Source organism: Agrobacterium sp. 5Ca50 (assembly GCF_055381905.1).
Genome location: NZ_AP026440.1, coordinates 950,996 through 970,978 on the forward strand (window position 1 = coordinate 950,996; position 19,983 = coordinate 970,978).

At 54.5% G+C, this 19,983-nt stretch carries 19 protein-coding genes; 5 read left to right on the top strand and 14 right to left on the bottom strand.

The features are described from left to right. Positions 1-3: 3 nt before the first annotated feature. The 3 genes from ACZ5FM_RS26550 to ACZ5FM_RS26560 form a co-directional block, all read right to left on the bottom strand. The gene (locus ACZ5FM_RS26550) at positions 4-981 is read right to left on the bottom strand and encodes an ABC transporter permease (protein WP_192490714.1); all 978 of its coding nucleotides are present in this window, start codon (positions 979-981) and stop codon (positions 4-6) included. A gap of 13 nt (positions 982-994) precedes the next feature. After that, positions 995-2,494, bottom strand: coding sequence for a sugar ABC transporter ATP-binding protein (locus ACZ5FM_RS26555; RefSeq protein ID WP_312949154.1), 1,500 nt, complete (start codon positions 2,492-2,494; stop codon positions 995-997). Positions 2,495-2,567: 73 nt separating this feature from the next. Then, positions 2,568-3,614 carry an autoinducer 2 ABC transporter substrate-binding protein gene (locus ACZ5FM_RS26560; protein WP_192490712.1) on the bottom strand — a complete coding sequence of 349 codons (1,047 nt, stop codon included), beginning with the start codon at positions 3,612-3,614 and terminating at the stop codon, positions 2,568-2,570. A 342-nt stretch (positions 3,615-3,956) separates the two neighbouring features. Here ACZ5FM_RS26560 and ACZ5FM_RS26565 point away from each other — a divergent pair, with 342 nt between their 5' ends. Further along, entirely contained in the window at positions 3,957-4,685 is a 729-nt protein-coding gene (locus ACZ5FM_RS26565; RefSeq protein ID WP_312949152.1) for a DeoR/GlpR family DNA-binding transcription regulator, read from the top strand. Between the two features lie 210 nt (positions 4,686-4,895). Here the strand turns inward: ACZ5FM_RS26565 and ACZ5FM_RS26570 are convergent, their stop codons facing one another. After that, positions 4,896-5,930, bottom strand: coding sequence for a porin (locus tag ACZ5FM_RS26570; RefSeq protein ID WP_312949150.1), 1,035 nt, complete (start codon positions 5,928-5,930; stop codon positions 4,896-4,898). Between the two features lie 453 nt (positions 5,931-6,383). On the opposite strand from ACZ5FM_RS26570, the gene ACZ5FM_RS26575 reads away from it, so the two are divergent. Both ACZ5FM_RS26575 and ACZ5FM_RS26580 read left to right on the top strand, forming a co-directional pair. Next, positions 6,384-6,779 carry a hypothetical protein gene (locus ACZ5FM_RS26575; RefSeq protein WP_464041276.1) on the top strand — a complete coding sequence of 132 codons (396 nt, stop codon included), beginning with the start codon at positions 6,384-6,386 and terminating at the stop codon, positions 6,777-6,779. 70 nt (positions 6,780-6,849) lie between these two features. Continuing rightward, the gene (locus ACZ5FM_RS26580; protein WP_250983879.1) at positions 6,850-7,404 is read left to right on the top strand and encodes a TetR/AcrR family transcriptional regulator; all 555 of its coding nucleotides are present in this window, start codon (positions 6,850-6,852) and stop codon (positions 7,402-7,404) included. Between the two features lie 105 nt (positions 7,405-7,509). Here the strand turns inward: ACZ5FM_RS26580 and ACZ5FM_RS26585 are convergent, their stop codons facing one another. Continuing rightward, positions 7,510-8,112 (bottom strand): TetR/AcrR family transcriptional regulator, encoded by a 603-nt coding sequence (locus ACZ5FM_RS26585; RefSeq protein ID WP_192490708.1) that lies wholly within the window; start codon positions 8,110-8,112, stop codon positions 7,510-7,512. 638 nt (positions 8,113-8,750) lie between these two features. Here ACZ5FM_RS26585 and ftsZ point away from each other — a divergent pair. After that, on the top strand, positions 8,751-9,704 hold the full coding sequence (gene ftsZ, locus ACZ5FM_RS26590; protein ID WP_192490707.1) for a cell division protein FtsZ: 954 nt from the start codon (positions 8,751-8,753) through the stop codon (positions 9,702-9,704). A 244-nt stretch (positions 9,705-9,948) separates the two neighbouring features. Here ftsZ and ACZ5FM_RS26595 read toward each other — a convergent pair whose 3' ends face one another. From ACZ5FM_RS26595 to ACZ5FM_RS26605, 3 genes are read right to left on the bottom strand one after another with little or no spacing between them, the layout of a single operon-like run. Then, a complete protein-coding gene (locus ACZ5FM_RS26595; protein WP_312949146.1) occupies positions 9,949-11,319 on the bottom strand; it encodes a sensor histidine kinase in 1,371 nt (456 codons plus the stop codon). Then, on the bottom strand, positions 11,316-11,975 hold the full coding sequence (locus tag ACZ5FM_RS26600; protein ID WP_312949144.1) for a response regulator transcription factor: 660 nt from the start codon (positions 11,973-11,975) through the stop codon (positions 11,316-11,318). The genes ACZ5FM_RS26595 and ACZ5FM_RS26600 overlap by 4 nt, the downstream gene beginning before the upstream one ends. 5 nt (positions 11,976-11,980) lie before the next feature. Next, the gene (locus tag ACZ5FM_RS26605; RefSeq protein WP_312949142.1) at positions 11,981-12,253 is read right to left on the bottom strand and encodes a PepSY domain-containing protein; all 273 of its coding nucleotides are present in this window, start codon (positions 12,251-12,253) and stop codon (positions 11,981-11,983) included. Between the two features lie 172 nt (positions 12,254-12,425). Between ACZ5FM_RS26605 and ACZ5FM_RS26610 the strand changes: the two genes are divergently transcribed. Then, a complete protein-coding gene (locus tag ACZ5FM_RS26610) occupies positions 12,426-12,707 on the top strand; it encodes a PepSY domain-containing protein (protein ID WP_312949140.1) in 282 nt (93 codons plus the stop codon). A gap of 2 nt (positions 12,708-12,709) precedes the next feature. Here the strand turns inward: ACZ5FM_RS26610 and ACZ5FM_RS26615 are convergent, their stop codons facing one another. The 6 genes from ACZ5FM_RS26615 to ACZ5FM_RS26640 form a co-directional block, all read right to left on the bottom strand. Further along, entirely contained in the window at positions 12,710-13,309 is a 600-nt protein-coding gene (locus ACZ5FM_RS26615) for a histidine phosphatase family protein (protein WP_312949138.1), read from the bottom strand. After that, positions 13,306-14,346, bottom strand: coding sequence for an ABC transporter ATP-binding protein (locus ACZ5FM_RS26620; protein WP_312949136.1), 1,041 nt, complete (start codon positions 14,344-14,346; stop codon positions 13,306-13,308). Before ACZ5FM_RS26620 ends, ACZ5FM_RS26615 begins: the two co-directional genes overlap by 4 nt. 9 nt (positions 14,347-14,355) lie before the next feature. Next, complete coding sequence (locus ACZ5FM_RS26625) at positions 14,356-16,083, bottom strand: ABC transporter permease (RefSeq protein ID WP_312949134.1); 1,728 nt, start codon at positions 16,081-16,083, stop codon at positions 14,356-14,358. Between the two features lie 171 nt (positions 16,084-16,254). Next, positions 16,255-17,367, bottom strand: a complete 1,113-nt coding sequence (locus ACZ5FM_RS26630; protein ID WP_312949132.1) for an ABC transporter substrate-binding protein — start codon at positions 17,365-17,367, stop codon at positions 16,255-16,257. Between the two features lie 80 nt (positions 17,368-17,447). Beyond that, complete coding sequence (locus ACZ5FM_RS26635) at positions 17,448-18,305, bottom strand: MurR/RpiR family transcriptional regulator (protein WP_312949130.1); 858 nt, start codon at positions 18,303-18,305, stop codon at positions 17,448-17,450. A gap of 135 nt (positions 18,306-18,440) precedes the next feature. Beyond that, complete coding sequence (locus ACZ5FM_RS26640) at positions 18,441-19,871, bottom strand: sensor domain-containing diguanylate cyclase (protein ID WP_464041277.1); 1,431 nt, start codon at positions 19,869-19,871, stop codon at positions 18,441-18,443. Positions 19,872-19,983 lie beyond the last annotated feature (112 nt).

The window sequence follows — 19,983 nt, forward strand, 5'->3', positions numbered from 1 at the left end:
CCCTCACGCTATGCTTTTACGATCACGCCATGCGGTGATGGCGGTGGCGACGATGATGATCAGGCCGACGACGACCTTCTGCCAGGTGGTGTCCACCTTCATGATGATCAGTGAGTTCTTGACCATGACGAGCATGAAGACGCCCATCAAGGTGCCGAGAACCGTGCCGCGCCCACCAAAGATCGATGCGCCACCCAGCACCACGGCGGCAATCACATCCAGCTCGAGGCCGACGAAATCGCGCGGATTGGCAAGCCAGATCATCGAGGAATGCAGCAATCCGGAAAAACCGGCGAGCGCACCTGCAACGCAGTAGACAAAGAAAATCGTGGCGCCTGTATTGAAACCAACCCGCTTGGCCGCTTCCGGCGAACCGCCATAGGCATACACACTGCGCCCCATCATCGTGTAGTTGAGGATGAGGTGAATGACCAAAGCCAAGCCTAGATAGACCAGGAACATCGCTGTCAGACCGAAGGTCGAACCTGTGGCAGATGTCAGCGAGATCACGTCGGTCTTGCCAAAGCCGATCAGTTCCTTCGGCATCTTGTTGATATTCACGATGCTGGTGCCAACGAGACCGAGAACCAGACCACGCACAATCGAACCGGTGCCCAATGTCACGATCAGCGGGATCATCTTGAAGCGGTGAATGATGAAGCCGTTGAATGCACCGAGCGCCAGACCGATCAATGTCGCAGCGATAAAGGGAATGAGAACGCCGTCGTAACCGAGGTAAACCATGGCACGCACGGTCAAATACATCGCTGCGATGGCAAAGGCGGTAAACGAGACGTCGATGCCGCCGGAAATCATCACCAGCAATACGCCAAGCGCCATGATGCCGATGACGACATTGGACCGTAACAGGCCGAAGATGTTATCGAGCGACCAGAAAGCCGGGTTGATAAGGCCGATGATGATCATCGCTGCAAGCAGGACGCAGGCGATAATAAATTCTGTGCTTTTGACGAATTTCATGTTCTTCGGCCCCTCAATTCAACGTCTTGAGCCGGTCATTCACGGCATCCTCGGTCATGGTGTCTCCCGACAATTCGCCGACGAAACGACCCCGGTGCATAACCAGCACGCGGTTGCAGTTCTGAACAAGTTCTGGCACGTCGTCGGAAATCATCAGCACGGCCAGACCTTCCTTTTCGGCGAGCTTACGGATGATGTTATGGATCTGCGCCTTGGAGCCGACGTCGACACCGACTGTCGGCCCGTTGAGGATCAGCACCTTGGCACCTGTCAGCAGCCAACGGGCGAGAACCACACGTTGTGCGTTACCGCCGGACAGATGGTTGACCGGCGTATGCGGTCCCGGTGCAACGATCTGCATGGCTGAAAACATCTCGCGTGTCGTGTCGTCGGCCTTCTTGCGGTTGATGAAGAACCCGCGAACAAATTTCTCGATCGACGTCACAATGATGTTGCGCTCGATCGACTGTGTGAGGAACAGGCCTTCGGTCAGGCGGTCTTCGGGCACATAGGCGATGCCACAGGCAATGCCGTCCTGCACGGTCTTGGGATGAACATCGCGGCCCTCCACACGCATGGACCCGGTAAAGTCAGGGCGCATGCCAAACAGCGCCAGTGCAAGTTCTGTACGACCTGAGCCGATCAGGCCGGAAATGCCGACGATTTCACCGCGCCGCAGTGTCAGATCTGCATTCTCAACCGATCCCGGAACGGTCAGATTTCGCACTTCAAGTGCCGGTGCATCAGCGCCCTCGACCGGTACCCACTGGTAACTGTGAGCGGCGATTTCCTGACCGGTCATGGCGCGGGTAATGGCCGACTCGTCGAACTCGGTGATTGGACCTTCAGCCACCTTCTTGCCGTTACGGAAAACGGTCAAGCGTTCGCTGATTTCAAGCATTTCGCGCATCTTGTGGCTGACAAACAGCACGGCAATGCCCTGCGCCTGGATATCGCGGACGATCTTGAACAAGGCATCGACTTCATGGCGTGTCAGCGCTGTGGTCGGTTCGTCCATGATGATCAGACGGGCATCGGCCATAAGCGCGCGGGCAATTGCCACGATCTGTTTGCCAGATGTCGGCAGGCTTTCCACGTCAGCATCAAGATCAATCGTCACGCCAAGGCGGTCGAGAGCCTGTTGTGCCATTTCGCGCACACGCCGCCAGTCAACCGTTTTACGTCCCTCCATCAGGAAGGTGTTGATCGACAGGTTCTCGGCGACCGTCAGGTTTCCGAACAGCGAGAAATCCTGGTAGATCACCTGGATGCCGTTATGAACGGACTTGACCGGATCAAGTTTGCCGACCGGCTTTCCATCGATCAGGATTTCTCCGTCCTCGGGTGTGTAAACCCCCGACATGATCTTGATGACGGTGGATTTACCGGAGCCGTTTTCGCCGGCAAGGCAGTGTATTTCGCCCGGGCGGATGCTTAGCGACACGTCGTCAAGCGCTTTCACGCCGCCAAACCGCTTGCCGATATGGCGCAGTTCGATCAGATTTTCAGTCATAAGGGCCTCGTAAAAGGCTGAGGGAACGCGGATGTATGAGGAGAGAGGGTTACCCCTCCCTCCGTGATTAAGATCAGAAGTCGTACTGATCCATGTTGTCCTTGGTCACGCCGACCCAGCCCGCGCCATAAAGCAGGTGTGGATTGGCGGCATCAGGAACCAGCAGGCTTTCGTAACCTGGCAGACCGAGATTGAGACCGGCCTTGATCTGGTCGTTCTTCTTTTCAAGAACCGCGACAGCCAACATGTTCATGGCATAACCAGCAACGGCCGGATCCCAGAACTGGATGTACTGAATGTTGTCGTTCTTGAGATATTCACCTGCAACGGAAACCAGACCCGTACCTGCAAAGAACACCTTGCCCGAAAGACCACCTTCGGCGATCAGACGGCCAGCACCTGCGGAGGTTGGCATTGGCGCGCCGAGAATACCGGTGATATCCGGATAGGTTGTCATTGCTTCCTTGAGCTTGTTGTAGTCGGTGTTGGCGTCGTCGTAGGTTTCCAGACGCTCCGTCACCAGCGACATCTCAGGGAAGTTGGCCTTCTGGTACTCGATGGCACCATCAACCCATTCCATCTGCGACTTGGAGGTCAGACCGCCGACGGTGGCAACATATTTGCCCTTGCCGCCCATCGACTTACCGAGTTCCTTCATCAGGTTTGCGCCGTAAGCCTTGTTGTCAAAAGCCTCGATATCGAAATCGACATTCTTGATGTTGGATGCTTCGTGGCTGATGACAACAATGCCACGATCACGCGCCTTTTTCAGCACCGGCTCAACGGCTTCCACCGAGAATGGCACGACAGCGATAGCGTCAACGCCCTGTGCGATCAGGTTTTCGATGATTTGAACCTGTGCAGCGGCGTCGGCCTGGCTTGGACCAACCATCCAGACGTCATTTTCAGTATCGCCCTTGAACTGCTCGACTCCTTCGCGCATGCGGTCGAACCAGGCGATACCGTCCACTTTGACGACGGTTGCGATGGTGTATTTCTTGCCGCTTGCCGAAGTGATCAACTCCTTGTTGACCTTCGACGTATCTACGGCGCTCTGCGCGAAAACAGCCGACGCAGAAAGCGACGCAGCAAGCGCGATGGTTGCGAAGATTTTTTTCACTGACAACTCCTCCCTATGAAACCACAATGGGTCACGCCTTTTACGGCAGTATCACCCGATAATGTTCGATCTCTAACGTCGGCAATCGCTTGTCGCGCGCCTGACGCCTCCTCACTCTCCCGGAGAGGCTTCCCATGCCCCAATTACCGAAGGATCGATGTTTGACCCAGAAACCTGTTGTTTTCCTCTCCCGATAATGCGAATTATAATGTTACAATCCGATCATTATGTTTCGATCGTTTCATGTTTGGTGTTCTCTTGTCAAGCTCAGGGAAGGGCAATTGCTAAGAAAGTAACATCACAATATGAAGCGCAGCTGGGACAAACCACAACGGAGATACGGTGAGCAGAGTAAGTGCACGCAATGCCAGGCTGGATGCGCTGGCTCTTCTTGTTCAGGAAACGGGTGTGTTACGGCTTCGGGACGCAGCGTCCCGGCTTGGCGTGTCCGAAATAACCATCCGCCGTGACATTGCCACCGATAGCGATCAGCTCAGTTGCCTTGGTGGTTATATCCTTCCTTTCCAAGACGGTGCGGTCGGCAGCGATTATGTGCTCGATCAGGAAAAGGACAGCCACGCTGTCGCCAAAGCGCGAGCTTGTACCGCAGCAGCGGCGCTGATTGAACCCTACGATACGGTGTTTATCGATTGCGGTACGACAACCCCACATCTGGCGCGGCAGATTCCAGCCAATGCGCATCTAACGGTTATCTGTTACTCGCTCAACGTTGCCGAGGAACTGGCACGGCGCAATGATGTACGCCTGATTATGCTCGGCGGGGTTTACCACGCGGAAGCGGCTTCGTTCTCAGGCGACGAAGGCATCGACGTGCTGCGGCGCATCAATATCAACAAGGCGTTTTTGTCTGCTGGTGGTCTCGACGAGCAACACGGGGTGACCTGCTCGCATTTCCACGAGGTGCCGATCAAGCAGATGGTCATGCAGCGCTCTGTCCGAAAGCACCTCGTGGTCGATAGCAGCAAGTTCGGCAAGGTCAGGGCGGCACGTTACGCCTCGATCAGTGATTTCAATTCGGTGATCGCCGACCAGCCTGCCCCTTGGTCCTGAAAACGCCCGGCCTCTGAGATTTATGCCGCCAAGACAGTGTGTTTGGTTGGATAACCGGTGACGGAATTGCTGAACTTCGTATGCACGGCATCAGGTTATCAGTCAGGAACTGATGTCCAACCATCAAGTGTCTGTTCCCGCTTTTGAATCACAAAAAATATAAAAGCCCGGCATTGCTGCCGGGCTTTCACCAATCGACTTGAGGTCAGATTAGAACGAACGGGTCAGACGAACCCAACCGGAAGTGTTGTCGCCTTCAAAATCAGCGTCGGTGTAGTCAACCGTTGCGCCAACCTTCAGACCCTTTGCCAGCTGGTATTCAGCCAGAAGGCCAACGCCCCAGATGTCTTCGCCGCCCTGTGTGCTCCAGTAAGCAGCAGATGGAGTGACTGTCAGCTTTTCAGTAGCCTTCAGAGCGTACGAACCGGAAACAGTCCACTCGTATGCACCCTGGTCGCCCTTGAGGTATGGATCATCGCTGATGCCGCTAACGTAAGCGTTAGCACCGGAAGACCAAGCAGCGCCGATGTTCAGTTCGCCTGGGCCAACTGGAGCAACGAGAGTTACGTATACAGTGCCTTCTTCGTTTTCAGCGTCATATGCGCCGCGTACAGCAAGGTTTGCTGCACCGAAGTCAACCTGGCCGTAAGCCTGGATACCGAATTCGTTGCCAGCAGTGCCGGTGTGAACGTTGGAGATGTCGTCCACGCCGAGACCGATGCGGAACGAGCCAGCGTCGTACAGGTAGCTGATGGTGTTGAAGTTGGTCTGGTTATCCCAGTCGTCCAGCTCGCCGTTGATGCCGATGTCGTCCCACCATGTGAGAGCCTTACCAGCCTTCAAACCACCGATGGTGATGTAACCCTGCTCAAGCGATGCGCTGGAAGAAGGAGCAGAACCTTCGGAGCTGTAATTGCCCTGCAGGCGGATGTATGTGCCGATGGTGCCGAGCTCAGAGTCGGTCTTCGTGTCGAAGAAGATACGGCCACGAGTAGCAGAGTACCAGTCGCTGGTGCTGTTTGCACCAACGTCTTCACCGAAACCAACGGTGAAACGAACTTCACCACCGATGCGCAGGCAGGTTTCAGTGCCTGGGATGTAGAAGTAGCCAGCGCCGAAAGCGTCGCAAACGCGAACGTATTCCAGGGGCTCTGGCTCAGCAGCGACGATAGCGTCAGCGGCCTGTGCGCCAGAAACTGCTGCGAGAGCTGCAGCGGAGCCGATGAGAAGGCTCTTGATGTTCATATTGACCTCCAGTCAAAGAAAAAGGTGAGTTTTGACCCGATTTGTGAAAAAATATTCCCGAACCCAAACCCGCAAATTTGAGAAGTGAGTTGCCCCTCTTCCTGAGTCTGAAAATACTGAAAAGACCTATAGTTGCAATTGGGTTCCTCTGGGAATGGCCTTTGTCTCACCTGCTTCATGGAGGTGTGTGGCGAAAGAGAAACAAAAGTTACGACTCGGCGTGAATCGTCACTTAATCGCATATGCAATTGAAAAAGAATAATATTAGGTGAGGAAATATTTGAATAGTCACTTAATGTTGCTCCCCGATGGAGTATCGGGGAGCCTTGACTAAAGGCCAATGCGCTTTTCGAGGGGGCGTTGCCAGTGGATTGGAAAAGCTCCACGCAGTAACCAGCTTGAGTTGTATATTACTTTCATTTTGCTGTCTCTAGGGATTCGAAAAAATTGTGGATGAAATGGAAAAATATTTCACTGACTAACAGCATCCGTCACTTAGCGCTGAAAAATCAAAATAGAATCAGTGCGCCGCCGATCGTCGCCTCATTCGCACAGCCATGGCATTCGATTGAGCGAAGTAATGCGTCACGAAATACCAAGTCAGAAATGAAACATGTTTGCGAGAATGCTCGGGCGATCAGAGACCGGCAGCAGACCGATTCGGTTGCTGTTGATTTGTTTCCACGGAAACGAATCCATTCTTCGACATCTCAAACAGGTGAAAAATCGGCGCTGTCCGATCTGCGTCTGCACCAAATCGAGCACATCCTGCCAAGCTGTAGGGTTGTGTTTCCTGCAACCAACAGATTTTATGCGTTTAACGCCACAAACACACAGTCTGACTTATGAGACAGATGACCCGGTCACAAATTTTTGATAAGAGACAGGATGAGGGTGACAGGGAAACAAATAAAAATCAATGAGTAGAAACAGACGCATTTGCCCCAATGATGTCCTAGATGCAGCAGAACGGGTGGTTCTAAAATCGGGCTCGTCTGGGCTTTCGATCGATGCTGTCGCAAAAGAAGCTGGCATCAGCAAATCTCAGGTCGTCTACGATCATAAAACAAAGAGCGGCCTTCTCGAGGCCTTGGTGGATCGGCAACTTCAAAGAGATGGCGATTTTGTCAAAGAGTCTGTGGCGTCTTGCTCTGAGACACAACATCCAGAACTTTTTGGTCGGATAAAAGCTGCTGCAACAGGCTGGGAAGAAGCGGAACGTGCTGTCTGCATGGCCGTCAGCGCCTCGCTTTCAAGCGATGACCGTCTGCAAGAACTTATGCGACAATGGCAGCAAAATGATCTTAACGCGATTAAAGCTGGACCTAAGCCACGCGCTGCTCTTGTAGCCTACATGGCGCTTTCCGGATTTTCCTGCATGGAATTGTTCGGTTTTCACAAATGGTCAGACGAAGACCGCGAGGCGCTGCTCAGTGATATCAGAAAGATCTATGAGACATTTCCCGACGAGTAGGCACTGTCGGTAAAGATTGGCCAAGGGCTATGTCTTTATGTCATTCAGATAGGAATAAGCCGGGTTACCGAAGATAAATAACATCGGCAACCCGTTGCATTTATTTCAGCACGCTTTTGCCAAGGGGGCGGAAGCGCCTATGTCCATGACCTGTTTCATCAGGTTGAGAATATTGTCGACCCTGGAGACAAGCACGCGATATTCCGTCGTCGCCACAATGGCCGGGTGGCACACGGCCAAGAAGATATCCGCCAATGCCTCCGAAAATCTCTCAGCGTCGGACAGTTCCATATCTTCTATCACCTGCGGGCATGCGTCGAGAATGCGGCTCCTCATGATGTCAGATACATTTTCGGTCGAGAGAATATTTGTCAAAATATAGAACAGTTCTGGTTCGTCCTGCGACATGTGCGAGAGATCGCCAAGAATGTTCAGGGGTAAAGCGCGCAGCCTTTCTTTTGGCGTAACACCAGCAATAACCTGCACCGGGCGCAACCTCTGTTCGACAACGGCGTATGCAAGATCGAGCTTGGAGCGAAAATGCTTGTGAATATTGGCTGCCGACATTTTCAGTGTTTCAGCAATACTGGTGATCGAAGTTTGCTGATAACCCATTTTTGCGAATGATCGTTCTGCTTCAAAGAGAATGATTTGGCGGGTTATTGCCCCTTTTCGCCGGGATCGAACTTCACTTTTAAGTTCCGTCATCAAAATTCTCGTTTTCAGATGTCACCTGCTCTTGGGACGGCACGTTGGTGCCCTCATACGTCAGGAATTTGGCTAAAAAGAACGAACGTTCGTATTCACTAATAGCAAAAAAAATTGACAGCGCAACAATCAAAATTTCATGTCGTTGGAATTTTCGCCGACCAATTCAACCTGCTACAAAAAATGAAAAATACGCAACATGCAGGTAAATACGCCGCTGATATATGAATCGATAAACATGTTTTCCACCCTGCTCGACAAATAAGTTCGCAAGCGAATCAAATGCTGCAAAACGAAATTCGGGCGGCTGATCAGCGATACAAAGCGACATTGAACATATGATGTCGGCGTAAATCTGATGCGATTTGATCAAATGGTCAGGGTTTCAAGGCCCCATATTCATGCTTTCCGTAAACCAGAATAGTAAAAGGCCCGTGGCTGAGAAACTGGAAATTCCCCGTCTATTGCAAGGGGTTCAGCCTCACGGTCACTGTGCGCCTCATAGTAAATATACGATCATGCTTGGGACTAGGGGCGTAGGACAATGTCTCCGCAAACAAATGCAGTTCAAATGACATAGTGCATCAGATGCAAATCTGATAGGTGATGTCCGCAAAAGTTAGTTAACGAGGAATAAAATGCAGCATATGAACACCTCCCCTACCGCTCCCAAAATTGCCGTCATCGGTGTTGGCGGTGGCGGCGGAAACGCAATCAACAACATGATTGCGGAGGCTGACTATGGTGTTGATTTTATGGCAGCAAACACGGATGCGCAGGCACTTAAAAACACCGCTGCCAAGCGTTTTATTCAACTTGGTCCTGAACTGACCGGTGGGCTTGGTGCTGGCGCTGATCCTGCAATCGGACGGCAGGCGACGATCGATACCATGGACGAAATCATGGATCATCTTGCCGGTTACGATATGTGTTTTATCACTGCTGGCATGGGCGGTGGAACGGGTACAGGTGGAGCGCCGGTCATTGCTCAGGCATGCAAAGAAAAAGGCATCCTGACAGTGGGCGTCGTGACGCTGCCATTCAGCTTTGAAGGCACCAAACGCCTCAAGGCGGCACAGCAGGGTGTCGATGGCCTGCTTGCTGCAGCAGATATCGTGATCGTTATTCCGAACCAGAATCTGCTGAGAATCGCCAATCCCGGCACGACATTCGACAGTGCGTTGAAAATCGCCGACAAGGTTCTCGCCTTGGGCGTGAAGTCCATAACGGATCTCATTCTCCGCGACGGCTTGGTCAATCTTGACTTTGCAGACGTGGTCTACGTCATGAAGGGAGGCGGACGTGCGCTGATCGGAACCGCCGAAGCGCGTGGGGAAAACCGTGCATCGCTCGCAGCGGCTGAAGCAATCTCCAACCCACTGTTGGGCTTGCCGTCACTTAAGCACGCACGCGGCGCGCTTGTGTCGATATCCGGCGGTAGAGACCTGACGCTTTATGAGATCGATGAAGCCATGACACTGGTTCGTGAAGCCGTGAGCGAAGAAACGGACGTGGTTATGGGCGCTTCTTTTGACCCGACACTTGAAGGAGCCTTCAAGATTTCGGTCGTCGCTACAGGTCTTGAAGACTGACATTGCGATTTTTTTGCGAGGCACCGGTTTTTTAGACGCGGCCAGCCCAGCAAAAATCTTGATCAGGTCGGCGTGGACAATGCCGACCGTAGGCGGATCATTTTTCTAGGCACGATGTCCGCCTTTGGGCTTTAGGTCTTCCAATATCCGAGAAAATTGGAAGCAGGCAGACGTCCCGGATGACCTTCTGGGTGAAACAGGCGCCCTTTCTGAACCATATTGGCGGGTGTGACTGCGTTTGCGTTTAATTGCCGGTGTTGTTTGTCGCGATGTCTTTAAAGAGCACTGACGCCATCAGGCCGCTGCCCTGCCGGTTTTCGATGGACAGAACCAGGCCATAAACCTCACAGATTTCCTGTGCAATCGATAGGCCAAAACCGCTCCCTGGTGTCTGACTGTCCAGTCGTACACCGCGCTCGGTCATGCTGCGGATTTTTTCCGGGTCAACCCCCGGGCCATCATCAGCAACGATTAAGCGGCCGTCTTTCCAGGTAATGGAAACCTGACCGGCTGCCCATTTAACGGCGTTTTCCGTCAAATTCCCAATTAGTTCACGCAGGTCTTGTGCGTCAACGGGCACATCCGGCGGCGCGTTAATGTCGACTTGCCATTCAAGTGCCTCGCCTTTTGGTGTTCGCTGCAAGGTTTTGACGATTTGCCCGATGATTGTTTCGACATTGGCATCGGTCTGGCGCATGTCGGCATTGGTTACGATGCGGCTGCGTGCCAGTTCATGTTCGACATGGCCGCGCATCAATTGCACCAACTGTTCAATTTCCTCGGCGAGGTCCTGATGGCCGCGCTCATGTAAGGTCAAAGCGTCATTGGAAAGTACGGTGAGCGGCGTCTTGAGGCCATGTGCAAGATCACCGGCACGGGCACGCGCCTTGCTGAGTGACTGCGCCTGTGTTTCCAACAGGCGATTAACTGCTTGTTCCACAGGTGCAAATTCAGCTGGCAAAGTACCAATGAGACGCCCACTATGGCGTTCCCTGATGCGGTCCAGTCCTTTGGTCAGGTCGGCCAGTGGCTTCAGACCGTAGACTACCTGCACTAGCGAAGCGCCAATCAGGAAAACCGCAAGTCCGGCAAGGTAAGGGAGGATTTCAAGCGTAAATCCACGGCTTGCGTCATCCAGTGCCTTCGTGTCTGCGGCCACGGAAATCTGAACCGGCTTCAGGCCGCTTGGCCCACTGACCATGATCTGACGTTCCAACACAATCAGTCTGGTGTTTTCCGGCCCGTTGGCAACGTAACTATGTACGGCGCCGTCGTCTGGCAGATCCGCCGGTCGTGGAAGGCTGGTGTCCCAAAGGGATTCCGAGCGGTAAAGCGCAGGCTGTGCAGCGTCGCCGATCTGCCAGTAAAGCCCGCTATATGCCTGCGAGAAACGTCGATCCATCAAGCCAAGTGGATGTTCTATTCCACCGTCGGCGCTCACGCGTATCGAGCCGGCAATGGTGTTGATATGCCCTTTCAGTTCGTCTTCCAGCCGTCCTTCCAGATTGCTTGAGAATATCGACGTCATGAACAAGGCTGCCAATGCCAGTGCTAGGGGCACGACAATCAGCGATACCATTAGAAATCGAGCACGGATGGAAAGCGGTCGCTTCATGCCTTGTCAATCCTGTAGCCATAACCACGGCGGGTGGTGATGACCTGCTTGCCAAACTTCTTGCGCAGTCGGCCGATCAGAACTTCCACCGAATTGCTGTCACGCTCAAAATCCTGCGCGTATAACTGTTCGGTCAACTCCAGTTGCGAGACGTGTCGCTCCGCATTGGCCATCAGGTAGTGAAGGCAGCGATATTCGAGGGGTGTGACATCGACAGGTTCGGTATCTATCGAAACAGTGCGGCTACGTGGATCGACCCTTATCCGACCCGCCGTCAGGATTGGGCTTGCCGTATGTTGGGATCGACGCATGATGGCCCGCAGGCGGGCCAACAGTTCTGCCATATGAAAGGGTTTGACGAGATAGTCGTCGGCACCGGCGTCAATTCCCTCGACCCGCTCTTCCCAATTGCCACGTGCGGTCAAAATGAGAACAGGTAACGCGCGCTCATCCCTTCGCCAGCGTTTAAGGATGGAAAGGCCATCGAGGCTGGGTAAACCAAGATCAAGCACGACGGCGGCAAACTCCTCGCTGTCGCCTCGATACCAGCCACTTTCGCCATCGATTTCGTGCTCAACGAGATAGCCCGCCCGTGAAAGGTGCAGGCTTACGTCGCGGGCAATCCGCAGATCATCTTCAACAAGCAAAACCCGCATTGGCCTCAATCGTCGTCATCAACATCGAGAATAGTGCCATCCTTAGCGTCCATCTCAATCTCGTAAAGCCGGCCATTGGCCTGCAACACTTTGAACTCGTAAATGAAGTGGCCATCATCTTCGTCGAGTTCCACCTTTATGATGTCGCCCGGATAGGAGATGCGCAGCTTCTCCTGCAATACGGAGAGTGGTAGCACATCGCCGCGTTTTACCGCATCGCGCAAACGATCAAGATCCTTTGCTGTGGCATTGATGGGTGCCAGGGTTAGCACCAGCATGCATGCTACGGGCAAGAAATGGAAAATACGGTTCAACATGCTGCCGACATTAGCATTCTCAAACTGACAATTCGCTGACAAAGCCTGTCAGTTATCGCTCAGGGCACGCCGCATAGTGTTGTGGCATCAAACGGGCAGAGGTTGCCCGCCACCCCTGAAAGGATGATCGACCATGAAGACTCTCGTTATCGCCGCAGCACTTGTCACCACTGCATTGGTCTCTACCGCCTACGCCGATGATCGGCACGATCGTCACTGCGGCAATGTCCAGACCGACAAGTGGATGAGTGAGGCACAGGTTCGCGAACGTGCCACCGCTCTTGGTATTGAGGTGCGTGAAGTCGACATCGATGACGGCTGCTACGAAGTCGAAGGCCGTAACAAGGACGGTCGCCGTATTGAAGTGCGTTTTCATCCTGAGACCGGTGAGCAGGTCTCCGTCGACGGAGATTGATCTCAGTCCGGTGCGTCAAGGATGGGGGCAAAGGTTGTGGCGTTGAAAACCTCCAGCCTTGCCTCGCCTTTTGGAAAAGCAAGAATTGTCAGACTTGCTGGTCCAACCGGTATAATACTCTTGGGGGCAAGATCCAAAGCGCTGTCGAGTGCAGCGCGGATCACGCCGCCATGGCAAACCATCAAAACCGTACCGGCATCTGTGTTTAGGGCCTGCTCAATCGCATGGCCAATGCGGGTGCGAAATTGAGCCCAGATCTCACCATTCTCAGGTGCGAAGGTGCCTGCGCGCCAACCGGCATAGGCGTCTGGCGTTTCCGACATAAGTTGGGCAATTTCGACACCCGTCCATGCACCGACATTCTGTTCCCGCAGCAATGGCTCCCTGATTGCGTCGGCATGGCCGAGCAGGGCGGCGGTATCTGCAGCGCGTTTCAGGTCGGAGGTAAGCACCATGTCGGGGTTGAAGCTGGCAACCATGGGAGCCAAGGCACGCGCCTGCTGTTCACCGCGCGCGGAAAGCTCGATATCGGCCTGCCCTTGCAGGCGACGAACGGCGTTCCATTCACTTTCGCCGTGCCGGACCAGAAGTATGCGTTTCATGAATTGCGTGTTCCTTGTGTATCGAAAATTGCCGCGGGAGCTGTTGGAAGGCGGAAGTATAATTTGCCGGATTGCCGCGATAGGCGGTCGGAGATGGCGGTGATACGGTTACCGTTGATGATGCCGGTAATCAGAAATCGTCCAGCCATCGGCACAACCTCTGCCAACACCGCTTCAAATGTTCGCGGACCCAGCTCGTCAGCAAGCTCTATCTGTTCTGCCCGCACCATGGCGTGGCCACTGTAGGTGCGCAGCAAAGGGTCCGGCAGGGTGCCGAACCACTTGCCATCGTCGATGGGAATGAGGTTGGCAGGTGGCGTGCCGACGAAACCGGCAACGAAGGCAGAGGCCGGTTCTGCAAGCAGCCGCTCTGGCGCATCGAACTGCTCGATACGACCGTCGTTCATCACAGCCACATGGGTCGCCATTGTCATTGCTTCCACCTGATCATGCGTGACATAGACGGCCGTGGCGCCTGTTGCCGCATGAACTTTGAGAAGTTCGAAGCGCATCTCCACCCGCAATGTTGCGTCGAGGTTGGAGAGCGGCTCGTCGAATAACATGATTTTTGGCCGGGGAGCGATCATGCGTGCAAGGGCGACGCGCTGTTGCTGCCCGCCGGAAATTTCGCCGGGATACCGGTTGGCGAGTTTTTCAATTCCGAGCATTTCCATGGCTTCCAGCACACGGGTGCGCCGTTGTTCGCCGGCCAGTTTGGCAATCTTCAGCGGCCATTCGATGTTGCCGGCAACGGTCATATGCGGCCAGAGGGCGTAGGATTGGAACACCAGACCGGCATTGCGCTCTGCTGGCGGTAACGAGTTGCCAGTGTCGCCGTCTGCGACAAGCGTATCACCGAACAACATCTTGCCTGATGTTGGTTGATCGAGACCGGCAAGCATCCTCAACATTGTGCTTTTGCCGCACCCTGATGGGCCGAGAAGCACAAGAAATGCACCGTCGGGAACAGAGAAACTGACGTTGGACACGGCATTGGATGTGCCAAAGGATTTTGAGATATTGTCGAGCGAAATCAAAATTTTGCCTCAGCTGAAAGATTGGCGGCGGCGGCCGCGCAGCAGGGTTGCAGCGCCGGTGGCCAGCATGGATATGATGAGGATGACCAGCGTCACGGCATTGGCGAACTGGTGGAAGCCATCCGACGCATAGGAGTAGGACAGGACGGCCAACAGTGGTGATGTCGGTGTGTAAAGCAGAATGGTGATTGCCAGATCGCCAATGACGTTGACGAAGGTGATCAAAAGGCCAGCGACAAGACCACGTGCCGCTAGCGGCAGGGTGATTGCACCCAGTCGACGGAAGAAACCTGCACCGGTCATACGGGCGGCCTCGTCAATATCGCCGGAAATCTGCGCTACGGTTGCCCGCCCTGTCTGCACGGCAAAAGGCAACATGGCGGCGGTCAGGGCCAAGCCCAGCAGTAGTTTTGTGCCGTAAAGTGCCGGCAAGGGACCAATCGGCGCGCCGTAGAGTGCTATGTAGGCAGCCGCAAAAGCAATACCGGGAAGCAGCATCGGCAGGAAGCTGAGTTGGGAAACAACATTGCTGAGAACCCGCACTTTCTGTTGCGTCAGGGCGACGGCGATCAGTGTTCCAATAATGTTGGCAGCAAGTGCTACAGATGCTCCCAGGATCAGCGTTGTGGTCATTGCCGAGATAAGCTGCGGATTATGAAAGATACCCGGCTGGCCACGGGCAAATGCCGGATTGGCCTCGCCAATCCAATAATGCATCGTCCAGTCTGAAAACAGTGCGAGCGATGACGGCGCAAGGCTTGCTGCCACCAGAAGCAGGATCGGTAAAATGGTGGTGAGGACACAGATGATCCAAGCAATGAGCGTCAGCGGTATGCGTGCACTGCCGAGTGTTGTGCGGCGGGGCACCGCACCCTTGCCGCCAATCGTCACGAAGTTGCGGCGACCCGACAGCATGCGGTTGCCAAGTCCAAGGAAGATCGCAGAAATGCCGATCAGCAATATGGCGAGCACGTAACCGCGCTCCGTCTGGCCGATTTCGATCATGCCGAATAGCCGCGTCGATAGTGTTTGCATACGAACGGGCAATCCGAGCAGTGCCGGTGCTGCGAAATTGGACACTGCTCCGGCAAAGGCAAGAGAGCCGCCAGCAATAATGGCGGGTGTAACGACCGGCAGGACAATACCGAACAGGATACGTTTGCGTGATGCACCGGTCATTTGTGCGGCTTCAACAAGATCACCGTTAACGGCGGCAAGCGCTGCTGCAATGACGGTAAACGCCAGTGCATAGTAATGGGCGATCAATACGATGATCGTTGGTGTGATACCCCATGACAACCAGTCAGGGACAGAGAACCCCCACCCTTCCAGCAAGCCGCCGCCACCGCCAACACGACCGTTGCGAAATACGGTGCCCCAGGCGAGCGCTGTTGCGAAACTAGGGATCATGAAGGGCAGTGTGGCCATGAATGCGATGACCGGCCGGCCGGGAATGTCAGTCATCACAACCAGCCAGGCGAGAAAGCCACCCAGCAGAACACAGCCACCAGCCACACCGAGGCCAATGACCATGGTGTTAAATGTCGGGCGCCAAAACAGGTTCTGCGACAGTCGGCTTGCCAGGACATCGCCCCATGCGGACGCCGAGGGGTAAATGGTTTGCGCCAGAATGGTTACCAGTGGGGCTGCCACCAGACCGACAAGTACAAGTGCCATGACAAGCGTCAGGCCACGTTTGTTGAGTGCTGAACCAATCGGTCCGCTCAGGGATTTCATGTGGTACTCCAAGGGCATTGCTGTGTGCCCGCTAGTCCTTGTTCAACGAGCCAGCCTGCATCACCAAACGGCGATAGACCGCGGCAGCTCCTGGCAAACAACCCTCTCCCCGTTGACTGGGAGAGGGCTTTTGTCTCGTGAGGTGCAATCCCTGTCGTCACCTGACAGTGCTCACTGCAATGCGAGAATGAAGTCCGCCACATTGGCGCGGATTTTGGCGGTTTCTGCGGGTGCGATTTGCCATCCCTTGAAATCTGCGAGTGGGATGGCATCCTTGTGGGGCGTGATATCGGAACGTGTCGCCCAGTCACCGGCTACATAGAATGGCTTGAAACCCTCGCCGCCGGTTTCGCTGTCGTCACCCATAAGGAAGTCGACAGCAAGGCGGGCTGCAGCCGGGTTGGCCGGCTTGGGGTTCAACGCCAGAAATGCAGGAAAAACAATGCCGTTAGACGGTGTCACGTCGTTGGCGACTTGCAACGCCCAACCTTCATCTTCATTATCGCGACGGTCAGAATAGCTGGTGAAACCGATTGGTGGCTTTTCCTGCCCCTTTGCGCCGATGGCCTTGTTGACGTCATCGGTGGAGCCGACAAGAACGAGATCATTGGCAAAGAGATCGCTGATGAACTGCTCACCTGCATTTTCGTTACCATCGGTGAGCGCAATTGCTTTACCGAATGCGGCTTCGTAGGATTTTGCCATCTCGTCCGACTTCAGGACGATTTCGGTCATCAGGTCGAGGTAGTCACCGCGTTGCAACGGATCGACCATAATGACGCGACCTTTCCATTCCGGTTTTGTCAAATCCCAGAGGTTTTTGACGGGAGAACCATCCGGATGGGCTTCTTCATTATACATCAGCACTTTGGTGGAAAGGCGCTGCGCCAGCAGTGGTGATTTGTTTTGATCGGCAACAGTGCCTGCGACGCGTGGCGGCACATAGGAAACCACCAGATTGTTGGCCAACAATTCTGTCAAAACGACAGGGGCATCGGAGATGTAGATGACATCGGCGCCCGGCAGACCTGCCTGCGCTTCACTCTTGATCCGGGCGATCTGTTCGGTCGACGACATGTCGAACGTCACCATGTCGATTCCGGGATAGGCAGCCTCGAAGGCTTTTTCAACTCGACCAATGCGGCTGGTGAAGGCGTAGACTGTGACCTTTTCTTCCTGCTTGGCCTGCGCCAGCAGGTCGGTGGCAGTCTTGGCGTCGAGGTCTTCGGCGAAGGTAGCGGTAGCCATGAGGCATGAAACGGCAGTGACAATGAAGCGGCGCATGGAAAACTCCTTTAATGGGTCTGCGCCGTTTGTAATGTTTTCTTGCTACAATTTTATGACGTGCAAGTTATCTTGCAAATCTATCGTTCAAACTGCGCAATCAGGCTGCCGAGGCGGTCGAGAGCTGCGAGTGCGTCTGGCCCTCGCCGTTCCGCCAATGCCAATATGATAGCGTTACAGACTGCCATTGGCACCGTTAGCGTTTGGAAGCTGTTGGGCATGCCCGCACGCGGGGCAGAAAGCAGCACATCCGGGCTTGGGGTTAGTGACGGGCCGATGGTGCCGGAAATGATAACTGTCGAAGCACCGGTGTCGGCAGCAACTTGCATCAGTTGCTCGTAATCTGGTGGTTGGCGGCGGAAGGCAAAGATCAGCAGAGTGTCATCCTGAGAGAGTGTCAGCATCTGCTCTGCAAGATCACGCCGGCTGCCTGCCAGCGGGTGACTGTCGATGCCAAGTCGCCGCAGACGGCGCTCCATCAGCACGGACAATACTTCGGCATTGCCCTGCCCATAGATGAAGACGCGGCGGCGATCAAGCTTTTCGGCCGCTTCGAGAACATGGCTGTCGCCCAGATGATCAGCAATTCCGGTCAAGGCTGCAATTTCGCTTGCAACAAGGAGCGGCAGAAAACCTTGCGCGCGCGCGTCGGTCAGTGTTGCGGAAATGCGTTCAGCGGGATCGGCAACCTTGAGGAATTCGCGGCGCAATTCGTCGCGAAACTCGGCGTAGGAGGCAAACCCAAGTTTGCGAGCCAGACGGGATGTTGTTGCCTCATGCACACCGAGCCGGGCGGCAAATTCGCTCGATGTGCCGATAGCCACCTCGCGCGGGGCTTTCAAAAGTTCGGAGATCAATTTCTGTTCGGTGGCTGTCAGAGTGCCAGCAACGGCCTGAACGCGCTCCACCAGCGCTAATGTCGCGTCAATCTTCGGCATGGGTGTCCCAAACGATCTGCACTTGCATTCGGGCTATCGTAACGGCGCAGCCAAAGCAACTGTTTGCAAAGTCACCTGGGTAAAGTCATGGCCGCGAGGCGACTTTTGATCAGGCGATCTCCACGGCATGACACTTTAGGCGTAAGCGGCAAGCAAGCTGCGGGGTGTCTTACTCTGCGTCAGCGATGAGAAGGTGACGACCGTTCCACGACCTCTGGCTTTAGCAGCGTAAAGGGCGGTGTCTGCCTGCTTAAGGGCCTGATCACACGTATTGGCCACGTTGATGTGAATGTCGCTGAGGCCAAAAGATGCATCAACAACCACTTCAGCACCCTGAATGATGTAGGGCTCGGACAAATGCGAAGATAATTTGCGGCAACGCCATTCGGCACCCTCAAGGGACGAGGCAGGCATGAATATGACAAACTCATCGCCGCCCAAGCGGAAGGCAACGTCGTTTTCACGGCCATTTGCCTGCAGGCGCTCAGCAACCTGTTTCAACAGTTCGTCACCGGCAGCATGTCCATGACGATCATTGACGCCCTTGAAGCCGTCGAGATCAACGCACGCCACCACCAGATCGCCCGGTCCGGCAAGTCTCTTGAATTCGCTTTCCAGCATCGCGCGGTTTGGAAGGCCGGTCAGAAAATCATGGGTTGCGGCGTGCCGCATATTTTGTTCTGCAGTTACCAATGACACTGCGGCGCGTTGTGAGAGCCTTGCAACAAAGACGCCACCGACGACCAACACGATGATGACGGCCGATATAAGCGGCAGAGACTGGCGCATCAGATCACGCGCGGGCGTTGGAGGATGCCAGGAAAGCACTTCGGATTGCCCGTTGAGGCCAACAGCAATCTCAACCCGCGCATGCCCTGACGGGACCAGATCCATTGGGCCGATAACCGCATCATCAAGCAGAAAACGTGTACCGACAAATTCCTGCAAGCTGCCAGCAATCGGCGTTGCCGATACCAGAATGGGGGCGGTCTTGCCGCGCGGAATTGCCGTCTTGAAATCAGGTTGGAAAAGGCTGGCAGTGAGCAGAACCGCGTCGGTTCCGATGACTTCAATCTTGCTGAGCGCAATCGGGGCCGGAATTCCATCTGTCGTGACAGAGTTTTCCCGAGCGCGAATGTTTTCAACAAGGCTTTGTGCGTCCTTGCCTATTGCCTCCGCGCCGCGTGCAAAGAAAGGTCGTTCCTGCACCTCCTCTGCCGTTCTTGAATAGATCATCTTGCCATCGGCATCCAGGATGGAGGCAAAACGTGTTCTCGACGTGCCAATCAGTGAGCGACCAATGTTGCGGTCCGTCCACTCGAAATCAAATGCGTTATCGATTTTGGCGATGGATTCGTCCCAGATCGTCCACGCCGTCAGGGCGAACTCAACGTCTTCGATCCAGATGGAGATGTTTCTCTTTACCAGGGTTTCCTGACGCTCCCGGACATCTGCATCCAGGCGCTCCATTCCATAATAAGGAATGGTCGCCAGCCCCATGATAAGAATGGCGATAAGTATGAGCGCGGGGCCTACCAATTTGAATTGGGTGAAGCGCGTGGTCACTGTAGATATCCTGATGGCGTTTGAACGCCGATACCTTCGCCTCGGGGCGCTTTCTGAACCGTTACCTTAGACAGTTTTTATCTGTTTGGGTTAACGCATTTCACCGTGGGTC

Coding starts and splice junctions, on each gene's coding strand:
- ACZ5FM_RS26550 (WP_192490714.1), bottom strand. CDS start 981: ATGAAATTCGTCAAAAGCACAGAATTTATTATCGCCTGCGTCCTGCTT.
- ACZ5FM_RS26555 (WP_312949154.1), bottom strand. CDS start 2,494: ATGACTGAAAATCTGATCGAACTGCGCCATATCGGCAAGCGGTTTGGC.
- ACZ5FM_RS26570 (WP_312949150.1), bottom strand. CDS start 5,930: ATGAACATCAAGAGCCTTCTCATCGGCTCCGCTGCAGCTCTCGCAGCA.
- ACZ5FM_RS26575 (WP_464041276.1), top strand. CDS start 6,384: ATGAAATGGAAAAATATTTCACTGACTAACAGCATCCGTCACTTAGCG.
- ACZ5FM_RS26580 (WP_250983879.1), top strand. CDS start 6,850: ATGAGTAGAAACAGACGCATTTGCCCCAATGATGTCCTAGATGCAGCA.
- ACZ5FM_RS26585 (WP_192490708.1), bottom strand. CDS start 8,112: ATGACGGAACTTAAAAGTGAAGTTCGATCCCGGCGAAAAGGGGCAATA.
- ftsZ (WP_192490707.1), top strand. CDS start 8,751: ATGCAGCATATGAACACCTCCCCTACCGCTCCCAAAATTGCCGTCATC.
- ACZ5FM_RS26595 (WP_312949146.1), bottom strand. CDS start 11,319: ATGAAGCGACCGCTTTCCATCCGTGCTCGATTTCTAATGGTATCGCTG.
- ACZ5FM_RS26600 (WP_312949144.1), bottom strand. CDS start 11,975: ATGCGGGTTTTGCTTGTTGAAGATGATCTGCGGATTGCCCGCGACGTA.
- ACZ5FM_RS26605 (WP_312949142.1), bottom strand. CDS start 12,253: ATGCTGGTGCTAACCCTGGCACCCATCAATGCCACAGCAAAGGATCTT.
- ACZ5FM_RS26610 (WP_312949140.1), top strand. CDS start 12,426: ATGAAGACTCTCGTTATCGCCGCAGCACTTGTCACCACTGCATTGGTC.
- ACZ5FM_RS26615 (WP_312949138.1), bottom strand. CDS start 13,309: ATGAAACGCATACTTCTGGTCCGGCACGGCGAAAGTGAATGGAACGCC.
- ACZ5FM_RS26625 (WP_312949134.1), bottom strand. CDS start 16,083: ATGAAATCCCTGAGCGGACCGATTGGTTCAGCACTCAACAAACGTGGC.
- ACZ5FM_RS26630 (WP_312949132.1), bottom strand. CDS start 17,367: ATGCGCCGCTTCATTGTCACTGCCGTTTCATGCCTCATGGCTACCGCT.
- ACZ5FM_RS26635 (WP_312949130.1), bottom strand. CDS start 18,305: ATGCCGAAGATTGACGCGACATTAGCGCTGGTGGAGCGCGTTCAGGCC.